Here is a 15,324-nt window from a genome sequence, read left to right on the forward strand (position 1 = left end):
ATGAGGGCCGCCCCTAGCTCGTGAGGAACATGCCGGTCACGCCCACCACCGCCAGGACCACGGCAACGGCGAGCACGTACAGCCGCGGACGTGATTGCCGAACGAAGTACGTGGCCAGACCGAACGCGCCGCTGAGGATCGCCACGGCGTACCAGGGGAAGGTCGCCGGCGTGGCCTGTCCGATGAAGAGCATCCACGTGGCGATGACCGCGACGAAGATCGTGGCGTAGGCAACCGTTTGCCGCATGTTCCGGTAGGCGGTGTGCTGCAACCGGCCGACCGACTCCCGGTAGTCCTCCACCGCAGCAGCGTGTTCCTGCTCGCTGACTTGCCGCCGCTTGTTGGGGCTACCAGCACCCCGGCCCCGACTCATGCCACAGAAGATATCAACGACCGTCACACCACCGCTGCCCTCAGTAATATGACGAGCCTTCAGACGGTCCTTCAGACGCGACTGCCGAAACACTCTCTTTAGGATCAAGCGCGCTCCGCGCGGCGCGGGCCGGGGCGCGGCAAACGGCTCCTGCCGAGCCGCCGCCCCGGCGCAAGGGCGCCGGGGCGGAAAAGTCAGCCGGCCCGAACCCCACGCCCCGCCCCGCGCGTCACTTCTGGGTCAGTGAGGTGACCCGGTGACGAGTCCCTGATAACGACCAGGGCCAGGCGGACAAGCTCTCACCCGTTCCCGACGATCCAGAGGCTCACGAAGAGCAGGGCTACCACGGGTGGACGAAGTTGCCGAACGACCGCGGTTGGCCGCTGGAGCCCCAAGGAGGGAAGGGGTGAGGTGGTTGGAGGGGGTGTGGGGTGAGTGAGGGGACCGGGTTAGAGCTGCGCCTCCGGCGGGGGCCAGACGACTCCGAGATGGAGTTGCCGAACGGTTCCGGTGGGTGGGTGGTTGAGGTGGGATGCCATCCCGCCAGCCACCGACCCAGGCAAGCCGAGCAGACCAGGGCCAGGGCGACAAGGTCGTACGTCCGGTGGGGCGCTCCACCTTGTCGCCCTGGCCCTGGCCCGCTCCACGGTGTGTGGGTCGGCGGCAGACGGGATGGCAGTCGGGAATCCTTGATGCCGTGCGTGCCCGAGCGTTACTGGTTCTAGCTCAGCTTTGCGATTCGCCGGAATTAGGCTTGACTGAGCGGGATGCTGAGAAGGCGTCAAGCAGGGGAAGGTATTCGTGAACAATTAGCTTACGGTACCCGGAACTGCTTCTCCTTTCTTGGAGTTCGGCGATTCTCGTGGGCGTAAAGCCAACTCGCTCAAGGAACAGGCACTCCAGCAGGTGGAGCAGCACTTCGGTGGCAACCTCCGGTGCTCTCGTGTCCCCTACGAACTGCTCCGCATCCTCTAAGCCGTGACTCGCTACATGCCGGAGCCGGGCTATCCTTTGTTCCCAAGCGTGCTCACCTACCAAGGCTTCCATTGCCACGCTGACACGTTCCGCAAGCCGCGTCATGCGAGCGTCAAGTGAAGCCTCTCGCGGCCTCAACAACGATTCTTTTACTTTGCTTCTGACGACCTTATTGAAATGCGCCTCCTTCAGCGCCTCGTTTACCCTTTCCGCCAGCTCAGTGTCCGGCGTGAAGGGTGCAGCAGGATAAAGAATGCGATCCAGCGCCTCTACCGCTTGCACAGAATTTGCGAAGCGCGCAAGTGGCCAAAACAGCTTCGAGCTTGCAAGGCTTGCCCAGAGCTCGATTGGATAAGCCCACTCATCGGTAATATCGAAGAAGTGTGGGGCCTGCGTCTTCCAATCAAGGTCGCCCAAGTTGAACAGCAAGTCGTGGATGCTTAGCGGCTTGGTATCCTGCGAGCTCTTCCCGACTCGCATGGTCACCCATCGGTCACCTGGATGGCGCTCACCCTTGACCACCCACTCCGAAGAGGTGCATCGCACCTCCAGGACTCCGCAATCTCTTCCGGTAGCAGCAGTCATCATCAGCAGCAGACTGCGAATGTGCCGCTTGGCAAAATCTTCGAAGGAAACTTCCTTGTCGAACTTCAGCTTGAACTTCGACCGTGATTGCAACGAGAGGTTGGATCCCTGTGGGTGGTAAGCGGAGGCGTCCTCAACGGAAATTTCCCCGCCCGGAATTTCAGCAATTTCGGTTTGGAGTGGAGTGTAGGTGAAGGTGGAAGGGAACCCGCTCTTCCGAAGGGCTGAAGGGCGAAAGCTATCGTAGTTGTCCCAAAGATCTTGATTCTCAACGCGCACCGTCGCATCGGTTAGGCAGAGTTCTCCATGGTTCAGCCTAATGCCCTCTACCGCAACCCACGGGCGCAGCGTTGTGTTGACGTGTCTGCTAGTAAGGCTGGCCTTTCGGCCGATGGCCCGCGAGTTGATCAGCGTTACAGGCAAGCCAAAGGCGGCACCATGAATTAGCGGGTACTCGATATCTTCGTTTGAGAATAGGTCCTCCAGGCCCTGATTCGGTAGGGCGCGGTGAAGCTCCACCCTGACCTGTCCATTCTCTGTCACCTCATATGTGCCCGGGACGGCATCCTCAGGGTTCATATCAGGGAGCCACCACTCCGCCGTGCGCTTCTCCCCGCGCTCCACGACAACTTACTCCTAATTAGGTGATGGTTGAGGCGGTCTGCTCTTTCTTGGGGGGTTAAGGAACCCGTTAAGGGGCAGGGTGGAAGCGATTATCAAATCCTCGGACCCTGACCCTGTGAAGCCAGATATTGCCTTCCTTGTCTGAGGCTAGCGCCGCTCGCTAATCTTGTACACGTTGTCCGCTCTGCTGCGCGTCGGTGTCGGGGCCTTCTTTTGAGACCAGATTTGGCTTGCCAAAACGCGCCGAATGTAAATTGCGGGCCAATAGCCAGTTGCGGCAGACATCTCGCTTAGGCGGAGTCCATCTCCGAAGACCGCTTCGGACATGCGCGCCACCAACCGCGGACGTTCCACATCTCTGTCCTCGTGGCCGGGTTCCTGTTCCCGCCACCTCAGACCAGTGCGAGGATCCTTACGGTTCGACAACTGTTTGTAGAAGTTCAGTCGCCTGTCCTCGTCTATAAGGCCGGTCCGCCATGCATGCTCAATGATGCTCGCCAGCGACATACCGTACTGCGCCTTAATTGGCATGATGCTGTTGAGCGTCGCCGCCCGAGGCCACAACTCTTTAAGAACTCCCGATGGGAGCATGAAGCTCCGAGCAAAGTCGAACGCTTCCTGCTCTGCCTGCTTGTCTTCGGGGGCCCCATTGCGATGTAGCACCAAGTGGCCCAATTCATGCGCTACCGAGAACCTGGTTCGCTCCCAGGAGTCCATTACACGGACTACGGTAAGCGGCCATTCGGTTAGGTCGCCCCAATTTCGGCCAACCCAACAGCTAACAGCATCGTGCTTGGCGATATCCGCTTCGATCTGTAGCGCAATGATTGGTATTCCATTGCGTTCCATGACGCGCATTAGGTGTGGGATAGGAGAGGCTTCGTCCAGCCCGAATCGTCGGCGCGTTGCTTGAGCGGCGCTGTCGGCGTCTTCGAAATCCATACGAGCGGGCAAGGCTAGGGAAGGGATTTTCACCTTGGATGTGGTTGCCATCAGCATTTCGCCAGCGAGCCTCAGCCAAGTGTGTAGCTGCTCTTCTTCCCTCTTCGGCATTGTTCTTCGAGCGCGAAAGAGCGTTGACCCTGGCTTGACGTATGCTACCGCTTCATAGGAAAAGAAGTCGAGCGGAAAGGCTAGGCATTCCGCCAGCCTTTCCGCTGTGTCCTCATTAACTTCAGTATAGGCAGCGCGTTCCAAGCGGGTCAGCTGGGATGGAGCTATACCCGCTCGGTCGGCTACGTCTTTAGAAAGCAGAGATTGAACTACGCGTGCATCCCTTAGCCGTTCGCCATAAATGCGAACCTTCATGCGGTATCAATATCCTCCGTTCCGGTTCGGTCGTCCACCGAATTGACCACATCGGCCAAATCGTCGTCGTCATTGGAGGATCCAGCGGGCGGCGCGTAGGACTTCGCAGCCGGCGGAGGAAGCGGTGCCTCCTCGAAGATCACCCACTCCTTCTTGTTCCACGACGCCGCATCCACCCGTGCCAGCACAATGCTGCGCAACTGCTGCTGCTGCTCGTCCGGTTCCCAGAGGATTGCGAGCTCGCCCGGACGGAAGCCGGCGAACATCTCCAGCTGTGGCATGTTGCTCAGGACGAGGGAGTTCGGGTTGCGCTTGCGGACCCGTGCCACGTCGCCTCCGTGAGCAGAGAAGATCAGCCTGACCGCATCAAACTGGATGACCTTCAAGGCGAGCCCCGTGTCGGCCAGGTCCGCTCGCAGCTGAGGGCCCAGACCGCGACGCACCACCGGTGCCAACACGTGGCCAGGATGCTCGCCGGCGTCGGCAGCGTTGACCTCATCCAGGGCCCCGGCAGCGAGGCTGACCTTGTCGAGGATGGCGCGGTGGAGGATGGCGAGGCCGGCTTCGTACAGCTCGACCACATCAGCCACGGGCAGGACCAGGAGTGAAGTCACGGTGTGAATTTTGACGGCACTTCTTCACCTCGGTCAAGCTGAGCATCCTTCACCGGCGTGTCGCGGACGATGAGGGTGCAGGTTAGAACGCCCGTTCTAGAAGGTCAAGATCCATATGGCCGCGAGGATCTTGCGCTAGTCCGAGCACGGGAGCCGTCGGCGACGGTCGACCCCCTAGGAGTTGGCTGTACAGCCATTCGTACAGCCAAGCCCGTGGGCGGACCGCGACGGCGATCGGCAGCAACAGGCAGTCCGAGCAGGTCAGCATCAGTGGCAGACGCCGGCCGACAACAGGCTTGATCTTTGCAAGGCAGAGGCAGCGATGCTCGACAACCGGACAGCCGCTCTTTACAGGGATGTCAATCGATCGACATGATCGTCAGGGACGGTTGCTGTCCCCCTGACGAAAGGCCGCAGCCATGCCAAACGCGCCCGTTACCCCCACCACGCGTGCCAGGCGCCGCGCCGCCGCGATCACTGTCGCCGCCCTCGCGGGTGCCGTTCTCGCCGTCGTGAACGGACAGTCAGCCTCGGCCACCCCTCCCGGCATCCCATCCAAAGCGACGGCGCAGTCGCAGCTCAACGCCCTGACAGTGGCAGCCCAGGGCTCGACGGCCGGCTACTCGCGGGACCTGTTCCCCCACTGGATCACCATCACCGGCACCTGCAACACCCGCGAACAGGTCCTCAAGCGCGACGGCACCTCCGTCGTGGTCAACAGCTCCTGCGCCGCTACGTCCGGCCGCTGGTACAGCCCCTATGACGGTGCGACCTGGTACGCCGCCTCCGACGTCGACATCGACCACGTCGTGCCCCTGGCGGAGGCATGGCGATCCGGAGCCAGCTCCTGGACGACGAGCCGCCGGCAGAGCTTCGCCAACGACCTGACCCGCCCGCAACTGATCGCGGTCACCGACAACGTCAACCAGGCCAAGGGCGACCAGGACCCCTCGACGTGGCAGCCACCCCTGACGTCGTACCGCTGCACCTACAGCAAGATGTGGATCAGCGTGAAGTACAACTGGGGCCTGACGCTCCAATCCTCCGAGAAGTCCGCACTGCAAAGCATGCTCAACACCTGCGCCTCCTAACCGCGAGAGCCCTCCCAGCCGACGACGAGGAGGCAGACGAGCGGACGGGCGGGCGAGCAGGTACCTGCGTCAGGCGGGCGAGGTGAGGCAGCCAGGAGGCAGCGAAAGCAGCAGCGACGGCCGACGGCCGACAACACGGGAGAGCAAGCCGACCATCGCCGGCAGCACAGAACAATGTCGGATGGCGCCCAATGATGGGGCCAATCCGCGTTCGGGACGAAAAGGTCTGGCTGTACAGCCGTCCGTACAGCCAAGCCAGTCGACAAACGCAGTCCGAGAACGACGACGGACGACATGGCGAGCAGGCCAGCGCCGTTCGTCGACGTTGGCCGACAGCAGTGAGCCATTTTCATCGTGACGGCGCAGGTCACGGGCGGTGTGGGAGGCCGGTGTCCAGGTAGGACGAGGCTCCCGGTAAGACAGCAATCGACCAAGATCAGATGCCCCAACCGGGAGCCTCGCTGTGCTGTCTTACCCAGATCGGAAGAGGAACGCGCGATCGCCACCCTCAAGACCTGGAAAATCCTGGTCAAGCTGCGCTGCTGCCCACGCCGAGCGACCGCGATCGTGCAGGCCATCCTCGTCCTGCACCGCGTCGAAGCCGACCGCCACGCAGGATGAAAATGGCTCAGTCTTGATCTTTGCAGACACGGGCTGAAGGTGAAACAAGGCTGCTCTTTGCGCTTGCGGCTTACCCTGCGGGCGGCCTTCGGCCGTCCTCGGGCAGCCGCAGCACCCTCTGCAGAATGCCTGCGACGATATTGATGAGCCGAATCGTTGGCGGCAGTAGGAGCGCTGGTGAGGGTGTTCGCGTTCCGCCTGGCGAAGTCGTTTTCCTGAGCCGTATGCCTCAGCCTACATGCGTCTAGTTTCGCCGCCGCCACAGTTCGTCGAGCAGCCGGATCGTTCGGCGGAAAGGACGCGATTCGGTCTCCGCTGTCTCGACCGCCGGTCGGGGCAGCGCCCGCCAAACTCCCGCCCGTAGGGCCAGGCCGCATCCGTATAGCCACCGGGACCGTTGCCGGCGCACCGAGCGACCAGCGATCCCGCGCTTAGGTCGACGTCTGCCCAACTGTGGCCGAGCGCTTCGCCTTGGCGCAGACCGATGGCCGGGTCCACCGCACTAGCACCTGTTCAATCGGCCTCCGGTCGGGGGCGAGCGGGCGCCGCACCTCCTCGACGGTGCACGGCTCGATTCCGCCTCACTGAGGCGGGGCGGAGACAGTCGAATTGTTAGTCTCGTATCTGTGATACTTGGTCGGCGACTTGCAGCCAGCGCTGCCCAACTGTCGCGCAGTCTGCGCTGTGGAAGAATGCCCCAATGGCCGCAAGGCTCACAGGATCCAGCGCCGATGCCACGGCTTTGAATATGGGTGCCTCATTGTCGTTGAAGTTTTCTTGATCTGCGAAATCGTAGAGTATCTGCAGCGCATCACGCTGGCGTAGAGTCGCCGAGTTCTCCTCACCGCTGATTACGGGTTCGACCGCGTCAAAAAGCGTTCTCACCAGGACTGCAAGATCGAGATTGAGGTCGAGTATTTGGCACACGACACAGATTCGTGCCCGCAAGCAGACTTGCGCAAGCCCAAATAGCTGCCCCTCAGTGTTGAATTTAGAGATGTCTAGGGCGCCGCTTCGCACGCCGTTCTTGAACATGCTGGCCAGGCCGGGATGCGGAGACAGGGCCGAAGCTGATACGCAGCTAAGGAACTGAGGATCGCTAGGGTTCAATTCGTCTTGAAGTATGTGCCAGACCTCGTCTGGGACTGATCCTAGAACTCGACCGGGTCTGCCCGATTCGCGTAGCTCGTCTTCTTCTTTTAGTGTCTGGGACTGCGTTAGGTCGACGAGGTAATCGAATGCAATGTACTTTCCGTCTTCTAATTCTTCCAGACATGCACTTGCGCCATGCACTAGCTCAGTTGCCCAGCTGAAGGCTTGGGAAAGTTTGAAGTGATTTAGGCGACGGGCCTCGCGCCTTCCAACATACGAACGGGCAGCGTTCTTCAGCCAGGAACGGGGTATTGGAGCAAGGTAGCCGGCGCGCCGAAAATCAATAGCAGCCGACACAAGAGCAGCGCCCCAGGGCTCTACTCCATCCTTGCCGCTATTCCACCTTTCTGCAATCGCCGGGCCTGCTGAAATGTACTCTGCCAATCCGGCCCCGCCGTCATTGTCAAGTGCTGCGGCGATGCGCGGATCGCTGCGGAGTTGGGCAGCACCGGAGCGTTCTCCGGCTGTCAATTCACGTGCTAGTCGAATCGTGCGCGCCAAAGCAAATAAGCGACGGATGTCGGGAGCGAAAGTAGGGATATCGGGGTAAGTGGCGCTTTGGCTGAATACGCTTTTAGCCAGAGATCGTATAGTTGCTAGAAGAATTACATTCGTCTTTCCGGGGGGAATAATCGTCCTCAGGAGGGACGCATCCAGACCGCCGCTGGAAAGATAGTTCTCGAGATCGTCAAGCCAGACGACAACCTCGTCAAAGCTGTACTGAGCCGCGACTGCTTCCCGTAGCGCGGACCCGTCGCGCGGTCGTAGGAACTTCCAGCCGGGGTTTCTCAAAAACCACCTGGCGGCTGCTTCGTAAGCCGAGCGAGTCTTGCCGGCGGCCGAGTCGCCCTCTAAGAGAATCAATCCGCCTGACTCCATGTACACGTCAAGTTCGGCGTCGACCGCTCTAGAGGCGTACGGCGGTAGATGTGGAAGCCCTCCTATCTGGATGGGCGGGTGAACGCCTAAATCGCCTACGGGGTTATATTGGTCAAATCGGTGGCTGAGGATAGACCCATCGCGAACCAGATGTTCCAGAGGGTCGCTGTTGCCAGCGGATTCGACGCTTCGGATGTCAACCGAGAGGTTGTTGATGGTTTGTGCTGCTATACCCCCCGCAGTGGCAATGGATGCGACATGGGCGTGTGCGTTTATGGCCGCGGTCATGCCGGAGTCAGTTAGGCCTTGGACTGATCCGGCATCGGAGGGTTTGACGTAGAAATCGGACCGTTGATTACCCCAGCGGCCACTCCTCCTGTCGAAGCCCGGTTCGACATGTTGCCGCCCACTGCAAGTGATCCGATGCCTAGGGCTGTCGCGATGCCATCACCCTTGTCCGGAAGAGAGTCAACTATAGAGCGAAGCGTGGGTACCGCTTCTGGGTATTCCTCAATGAGGTCGGTGAAACGCATCGTCCAGAGGGATTCTTCTTGTCTACGGACGTCTTCGACTTCCGCCGGGGCTGCGTTTCCTATCGCTGCCCGCGTTGCTTCCAAGCGACTTTCTATAATCGGTACGCGTTTCGGGTCATCCCTGCTGAAAATGCGCGCGAAGCCAGCCTTCGTCGATTCCCAAGCATCGGTAGTTGCAGCGCTGACCAAGCCGGTTCCTGCGGTTGCGGCGAGGGCCAACAACGTCTCCGCTAGTGCCACGATTCTCCCAGAGAGGTGAACATGAGTGCGCTTGAAATCTAGTCTCCTTCGCTGATCAACTCTGCTAGTGCGTGATCGATAGTCGGTAAATCGACAGATGTCTTGACTGCGGGTGCCGGGCATCCAAGGTCCGGCTGCCGCAGGATGGCCGGTGGACTTAATGAGTGGTTTGGTCTCAGTTGCGGTCTCGTTCGCGGTCGTGCGTGGTCTGTTCAGGCCAGCCATGTTTGGTGGCCAGCCCTTGGCTCTGGAAGGGCTTGGTCAGCGCTGTACACCCGGCCGCAGACCTCGACGCAGTGTGAGGCTTCCAGCCGGACGCCCAATTTATTGGATGCCCCCAACCTTTTATCCGCACCGTCAGTGGATCGTCAGCGAACGCCGTACCACGTGGCGGCTCTCGATCATGCTCAACAGCACGACCAGCGCGTCTGACCACGCGGTACGGCACTCGATCACATTCGCTGCTACGTCAGGTCACTTTCCCCCCGACGGGGGTCGTCCCTTTGCGTCCGCAGTGCGATCAGGGCGCGTAGCGGGGGTCGGCGACCGCCTCGGCGATCCGGGTGAGCCAGTGCAGATCATTGGCCCGGGACTCCGTACTGGCCTCCGGATCGAGGATGCTGCCCAGAAACGCCGCGACGTCGTCGAGGTGCCGCTCACTGCGGTAGTAACTCAGCAGGACCGGGTCCGGCTCCAGCGCCCCATAGCCTTCGCGGAAGAGGTCGGCCCGGCGCGCGTTGATCGGGTGCTCGCCGAAGTCGGCGCTGTAGACGAACATCAGGTCCCGCTCGCGCGGCGCGAGGATCGGCGCGTCCCAGTCCACGACGTGCAGCGGACCGTCGCCGTCGGCGATCAGGTTGCCCGGATGGATGTCCGCGTGGCAGATGACGTGCTGCCCCGGCGTCACGCGCGACGCGAGGTCGTCGACGGACTCCGCCAACCGGTGCAACGCGGGACCGTACCGCTTCCAGAAGGCACCCAGAACCTCGCTCGACGCGGCCTGCCCGCCGAGGGTCCGCAGCCGTTCGCCCGCGCTCGATCGGTACGGCTCGACCGGCAGGACGGCTGCCACCTCCGCGCTCGGCGTGACCCGGTGCAGCCGACCCAGGAAATCGCCGTACTCGATCCACTGGCGGTCGGTGAGACCACGGCCCCACCGGCTGCCGCCGTCGTGGAACGGGTAGAGCAGGAGCCGATAGCCCCCGAACCCGCGCCCGGCGCCAGCGTGGTCCAGCGGCGCGACCACCTGCCGAAGGCCCTGTGCGCGCAGAAGAGAAGGCAGCAGGACGGCGGCCGGGGTGAAGTCGCCCCGCCGCACCTTCAGGAAGTAGCGCCCGCCGTCGGCCGTCTCCACCCGGTACGCCCATGCGTGCCCGTCGAGCCCGACCGGCATGAACACCAGGTCGACGACGTCCACCGACCAGGCGGCGGCGACCTCGGCCGCCAGCGTCCGCTCGTCGATGTCCGGCTTGTCGATCACCCGACGGAGCGTCGCAGCCGCCGGTCGGGCCCGGCAAGGGAGTTACCGGATCACCGCGCGCAGCGTCCGCCGGTCCGGCTCGAAGCACACCAGCCCTCGGCCTCGTTCGTCGGTCACGACCCACGGATGACCGACGTACGTCTGCTGCCGGTAGGACTGCCCGGGCCGGAGCACCGCGTACTGCTGTCGACGGCCGTCGTAGTTGATCCAGTGGACCACGACCGTCGACTCCCGGGTGTTGACGAAGTCGATGAAGGTCGACGGGCCGCCGCCGTGCGAGCGCAGCCGAGACTCGCGCGAGGCCGGTAGCGGGGCCAGTTCCCCGGGCCCGACCACCGGCGGCTTCGGCCGGGGAGGCGTGGGCTTCGACGAGGTCGGCCGGCTGCTCGGGGTGGGGCGGCGGGTCGGTGCGGCGGTGCGGCTGGGCGGCACGGCACGGCTGGAGAACGACACCGACGGCGGCGCGTATGACTCGGCCGGCGTCTCCGTCACCGAGCCCGCCCTCGTCGGGGACGCCAGTATCGCCTGGCCTTCGAGCGGCGGCGGGAGGTCGGGGCGACGGGGTGTGGCGAAGACGCTGACGATGCTCGCCAGCACCACGACCACGAGTCCGATGGCGATGGCGGCCAGCAGCGTCGGCGACGGGTCGCGGAGCCAGATCTCGCCGCCGGCTGTGGGGGCGGACCGTGAGTGGGGTCGTACCGAGGGGGGTGTGAGGGGGTGCGGTGAATCGGTCATGGCCTCGATTCCGCAAGCCGGTGCCGTTCATCGAGCGGCGAGGGGCCCCGATTATCCGTTACTGATCGTCCCCGTCGTCAATGGCCGACGGTCCACTCGTTGCCTCCGTCTCCGGCACATAGCAGATCAACCGGGCCACCGAGGTCTGTCCACAACGACCTCCGTTGTCCACAGGGCACCCGTCTCACCTCCTCCGGCCGGGCAGGCTGCACCCCGGCACGTCCGAGTCCGACCGATGGAGGCCGCCATGCCGCCCCGTACCCCGCTCCCGCCGTACCGTCGCCTGCCCCTGCTCGTCACCTCCGACGGCGACCTTCTCGACGAGCTGTTGCGACTCGCGGCGGCCGGCGGCACCGAGGTCGAGCTGGCGGCCGACCCGGCCGCCGCCCGGGCCCGCTGGGCCCCGGCGCCGCTGGTGCTCATCGGCGCCGACCAGGCGGCGGCCTGCCTGCGGGCGCGCCTTCCCCGCCGCGCCCGCACGGTCCTGGTCGGTCGCTCCGGAGAGCTCGATCCGGGTACGGAGTTGGCCGAACTCATCGGTGCGGAGCACGTCGCGACACTGCCGGCGGCCGAGCCCTGGCTGGTCGACCGGTTCGCCGAGTGCGTGGCCGGTCCGGCGGGCCCGGGTCAGGGCCGGGTGGTGGCTGTCCTCGGCGGCCGGGGCGGTGCCGGAGCCAGCGTGCTGGCAGGTGGGCTCGCCGTCAGCGCGGCCCGGTCCCGGCTCCGCACGTTGCTCGTCGACGCGGACCCGCTCGGCGGCGGCCTCGACCTGGTGCTCGGGTGGGAGCAGCTCGACGGGTTGCGCTGGCCCGAACTGGCCGGCACGGACGGGCGGGTCGACCCGCCGTCGCTGATCCGCGCGCTGCCCAGCCGGGGCGACCTGGTGGTGCTCTCCTGGGACCGGGGCGACCTGCGGCACCTGCCGGCCGAGGCGATGGCCGCCACCGTCGACGCCGGCCGGCGCGGGCGGGACCTGGTCGTGCTCGACCTGCCTCGGCACCTCGACGACGCGGCGGCGATCGCGCTCCAGGCCGCCGACCGGGCGCTGCTCGTCGTACCGGCCGAGCTGCGGGCGGCGGCCGCCGCGGCCCGGGTCGCCGCCGTCGCCGCGCCGCACTGCGTCGATCTGTCTGTCATCGTGCGCGGTCCGGCGCCCGGCCGGCTGCGGGCGGCCGAGGTGTCCCGGGCGCTGGGGCTGCCGCTCGCCGGCACGCTGCGACCCGAGCCCGGGCTGTGCCGCGGGCTGGAGCGGGGCGAGGCGCCGGGCGCGAGCGGGAGGGGGCCGCTCGCCGTGCTGTGCCGGCGGCTCGTGGACGAGCTGACCGGGTCGTCCGCAGCGGGTGCGGCGTGACCGCGTCTGCCGACCCGGGGGAACTGGCCGCGCGGGTCCGGCACCGGTTCGCCGCCGAGGCCACCCCGGTCACGCCCGCCGCGATCGTCTCCGCGGTACGCGCCGAGCCGGCGACGGCGGTGCTCGGCGACACCACGCTGCTGCGGATCGCCGACCGGGTGCACGACGACCTGGTCGGCACCGGTCCACTGGCACCGCTGCTCGCCGACCCGCAGGTCACCGACGTACTGGTGAACGGGGTGCGGGTCTGGGTCGACAGGGGACGGGGCCTTCAGCAGGTCGCCGTGCCGCTGGGCACGCTCGACGACGTACGCCGGTTGGCGCAGCGCCTCACCTCGGCGGCCGGGCGCCGGCTCGACGACGCCTCCCCGTACGCCGACGCGCGCCTGCCCGACGGCACCCGTCTGCACGCGGTGCTGCCTCCGGTGGCGACCGACGGGCCCTACCTGTCGCTTCGTACCTTCCGGCAGCGGCCGTTCACCCTCGACGAACTCGTCGAGCGGGGCACAGTGCCCCGGCCGGTCGCCCGGCTGCTCGCCGCGCTCGTGGCGGCCCGCCTCGCGTACCTGGTCAGCGGCGGCACGGGATCCGGCAAGACGACGCTGCTGAACACGCTGCTCGGGCTGGTGCCCGGCACCGAGCGGATCGTGCTGGTGGAGGACGCCGCCGAGCTGCGTCCGGTGCACCCGCACGTGATCGGCCTGCAGGCGCGGACGGCGAACGTCGAGGGTGCCGGTGCCGTCGGGCTCGGCGACCTGGTCCGGCAGGCGCTGCGGATGCGGCCGGACCGGCTGGTAGTGGGCGAGTGCCGGGGCGCCGAGGTGGTCGACCTGCTGGCCGCGTTGAACACCGGCCACGACGGTGGGGCGGGAACGCTGCACGCCAACGCCCCGGCCGACGTTCCGGCCCGGCTGGAGGCGCTGGGGATGCTCGGCGGCCTGCCCCGGCTCGCGCTGCACGCCCAGGTCGCCGCCGCGTTGCAGGTAGTCCTCCAGCTCCGCCGTACCGGCGAGGGACGTGTCCTGGACTCCATCGGCCTGCTGTTGCCCGACGGGCCCGACCGGGTGGTGAGGGTGGTCCCGGCCTGGGTACGCGGCAGGGGTCTCGGTCCGGCGGCCCGGGCGCTCGCCGACCTGCTGCGGGGGCGGGGAACGCCGGTGCCGCCGATCCTCCAGGCGGCGTGGCCCACCCCGGCGGAACCGTCGTGACCGGCCACCTCTGGCCGGCGGTCCTGCTCCTGGCCGCCGCGGCGGTGGCCGTCGCCTGGCCGGTGCGGGCCGGTCGCGCCCGGCGCCTGGCGGTCCTGGTCGAGGCAGGCACTCCGGCCGAGCGGGCGAAGGGCTCGCGTTCAGCACCGCCGGACCCGCCACGGCGGCCGCTCGACTCCGGGCCGAAGGCGTCCGCCCGTCCGCCCGCGCCGGCGCTCTCCGCCGGACGTGTGCTGCCGGCGGCGGCGCTGTGTGGTGCCGTGACCGGGGCGCTGCTCGGTGGCCCGGTGGCAGCAGTGGTGCTCGCCACCTACGGCGTGCTCGCGGCCCGGGCGGTGCTGCGCCGGCGTACCCATCGGACGGCCGACCTCGCGCACCGCCGCGATCTCGACCGGCTCGCCGCCGTCGCCGCCGACCTGCGGGCCGGGCTACCCGCCGACGGCGGTGTCGACGACGGCCCGGGGCGCGTCGCGCGGCTGGCCCGAGCCGCCGGAAGGCTGGCCGACCGGACCGGCGCACCGCTGGCCGATCTGCTGGAACGGATCGAGGCCGACGCCCGCGCCGCCGACCGGGGACTTGCCGCTGCCGCCGCCCAGGCCGCAGGGGCGCGGGCGACCGCCTGGCTACTCGCCGCGTTGCCGCTCGGCGGGATCGGGCTCGGCTACGGCATCGGGGTGGATCCGGTGGCGGTGCTCCTGCACACGCCGGTGGGTGCCGGTAGCGCGGTGGCGGCAGTCGTGTTGCAGGTCGGCGGGTTGCTCTGGGCCGAGCGGCTCGGCGTCACGCCCGGGCGGGCCGCCTGATGTCGCGCCAGGTGCTGGCCGCCGTCTGCCTCGGCGGCGCCGCGTCGCTCCTGGTCGTCGCCGGCCCGGTCGTCCGCCCGGTACGGCGGCTGCGCCGGCTCGCCCCGGCTCCGCCGCCGGCTCGCCCGGCGTGGTGGCCGGATCGGGTACGCCTCGGCGCAGCGCTTGCCGGGATCGCCGTGGCGGTGGTGGTCGGCGGGGTGACGGGCGTGGTCCTCGGGCTGCCGGCCGGTGTCGTCGCCGACCGTCTGCTGCGCCGGATCGAGCCGCGCGCCGTCCGGGAACGGCGACTGCGGGAGACCGCCGACCTGCCGCTGGCCGCTGACCTGCTGGCCGCCGCGCTGCGGGCGGGCGCGCCTGTCGACCGCTCGGTGCTGGCCGTCGCGGAGGCGCTCGGCGGGCCACTCGCGGACCGGCTCGGCCGGGTCGGCCGGACGCTGCGGCTCGGTGGCGGCCCCGGCGAGGCGTGGGCGCACCTGGACGGCGTCGCCGGTGCCGAACCCGTGGTCGCGGCGGCGATCAGATCGTCGAACAGCGGCGCCGCGCTCGCTCGGGCGCTGACCCGGCTGGCCGACGACCTGCGTGCCGAACGGTCGACCGCGGCCGAGGCGGCGGCCCGCCGCGCGGGTGTGCTCATCGTGCTGCCGCTCGGGCTGTGCTTCCTGCCGGCCTTCATTCTCGCCGGTCTGGTGCCGGTGATCGTCGCCGTTCTCGGCGACGTGCTGTGAACCATCGAGAAGGGACGTACG

General features: G+C 66.6%; 12 protein-coding genes and 1 pseudogene. 6 read left to right on the forward strand and 7 right to left on the reverse strand.

The features are described 5' to 3' along the window. Positions 1-13: 13 nt before the first annotated feature. The 4 genes from NMK34_RS02180 to NMK34_RS02195 all read right to left on the reverse strand — a co-directional run bounded on the left by NMK34_RS02180 (position 14) and on the right by NMK34_RS02195 (position 4,479). Positions 14-301, reverse strand: coding sequence for a hypothetical protein (locus NMK34_RS02180; RefSeq protein WP_318332000.1), 288 nt, complete (start codon positions 299-301; stop codon positions 14-16). A 798-nt stretch (positions 302-1,099) separates the two neighbouring features. Further along, complete coding sequence (locus NMK34_RS02185) at positions 1,100-2,557, reverse strand: HEPN domain-containing protein (RefSeq protein WP_318332001.1); 1,458 nt, start codon at positions 2,555-2,557, stop codon at positions 1,100-1,102. Positions 2,558-2,704: 147 nt separating this feature from the next. Beyond that, positions 2,705-3,865, reverse strand: a complete 1,161-nt coding sequence (locus tag NMK34_RS02190) for an XRE family transcriptional regulator (protein ID WP_318332002.1) — start codon at positions 3,863-3,865, stop codon at positions 2,705-2,707. Then, complete coding sequence (locus NMK34_RS02195; RefSeq protein WP_318332003.1) at positions 3,862-4,479, reverse strand: hypothetical protein; 618 nt, start codon at positions 4,477-4,479, stop codon at positions 3,862-3,864. The genes NMK34_RS02190 and NMK34_RS02195 overlap by 4 nt, the downstream gene beginning before the upstream one ends. A gap of 419 nt (positions 4,480-4,898) precedes the next feature. On the opposite strand from NMK34_RS02195, the gene NMK34_RS02200 reads away from it, so the two are divergent. Both NMK34_RS02200 and NMK34_RS02205 read left to right on the forward strand, forming a co-directional pair. Continuing rightward, entirely contained in the window at positions 4,899-5,570 is a 672-nt protein-coding gene (locus tag NMK34_RS02200; protein ID WP_318332004.1) for an HNH endonuclease family protein, read from the forward strand. Positions 5,571-6,047: 477 nt separating this feature from the next. Then, positions 6,048-6,191 (forward strand): annotated as a pseudogene (locus NMK34_RS02205) (IS5/IS1182 family transposase); the annotation flags it as partial. Positions 6,192-6,803: 612 nt separating this feature from the next. Here NMK34_RS02205 and NMK34_RS02210 read toward each other — a convergent pair. The 3 genes from NMK34_RS02210 to NMK34_RS02220 all read right to left on the reverse strand — a co-directional run bounded on the left by NMK34_RS02210 (position 6,804) and on the right by NMK34_RS02220 (position 11,213). Further along, complete coding sequence (locus NMK34_RS02210) at positions 6,804-8,510, reverse strand: hypothetical protein (RefSeq protein ID WP_318332005.1); 1,707 nt, start codon at positions 8,508-8,510, stop codon at positions 6,804-6,806. A 1,005-nt stretch (positions 8,511-9,515) separates the two neighbouring features. Next, complete coding sequence (locus NMK34_RS02215; protein WP_318332006.1) at positions 9,516-10,475, reverse strand: aminoglycoside phosphotransferase family protein; 960 nt, start codon at positions 10,473-10,475, stop codon at positions 9,516-9,518. Positions 10,476-10,517: 42 nt separating this feature from the next. Next, entirely contained in the window at positions 10,518-11,213 is a 696-nt protein-coding gene (locus NMK34_RS02220) for a hypothetical protein (protein ID WP_318332007.1), read from the reverse strand. 247 nt (positions 11,214-11,460) lie between these two features. Between NMK34_RS02220 and ssd the strand changes: the two genes are divergently transcribed. Genes ssd through NMK34_RS02240 form a run of 4 tightly spaced genes read left to right on the forward strand, consistent with a single transcriptional unit; the run spans position 11,461 to position 15,303 of the window. Then, entirely contained in the window at positions 11,461-12,564 is a 1,104-nt protein-coding gene (gene ssd / locus NMK34_RS02225; RefSeq protein ID WP_318332008.1) for a septum site-determining protein Ssd, read from the forward strand. Continuing rightward, positions 12,561-13,772 carry a TadA family conjugal transfer-associated ATPase gene (locus NMK34_RS02230; RefSeq protein WP_318332009.1) on the forward strand — a complete coding sequence of 404 codons (1,212 nt, stop codon included), beginning with the start codon at positions 12,561-12,563 and terminating at the stop codon, positions 13,770-13,772. The genes ssd and NMK34_RS02230 overlap by 4 nt, the downstream gene beginning before the upstream one ends. Next, the gene (locus NMK34_RS02235; protein ID WP_412098844.1) at positions 13,769-14,575 is read left to right on the forward strand and encodes a hypothetical protein; all 807 of its coding nucleotides are present in this window, start codon (positions 13,769-13,771) and stop codon (positions 14,573-14,575) included. The genes NMK34_RS02230 and NMK34_RS02235 overlap by 4 nt, the downstream gene beginning before the upstream one ends. After that, positions 14,575-15,303 (forward strand): type II secretion system F family protein, encoded by a 729-nt coding sequence (locus tag NMK34_RS02240; RefSeq protein WP_318332010.1) that lies wholly within the window; start codon positions 14,575-14,577, stop codon positions 15,301-15,303. Before NMK34_RS02235 ends, NMK34_RS02240 begins: the two co-directional genes overlap by 1 nt. Positions 15,304-15,324 lie beyond the last annotated feature (21 nt).

This window comes from Micromonospora sp. BRA006-A, from assembly GCF_033433935.1.
Lineage (GTDB): Bacteria > Actinomycetota > Actinomycetes > Mycobacteriales > Micromonosporaceae > Micromonospora > Micromonospora aurantiaca.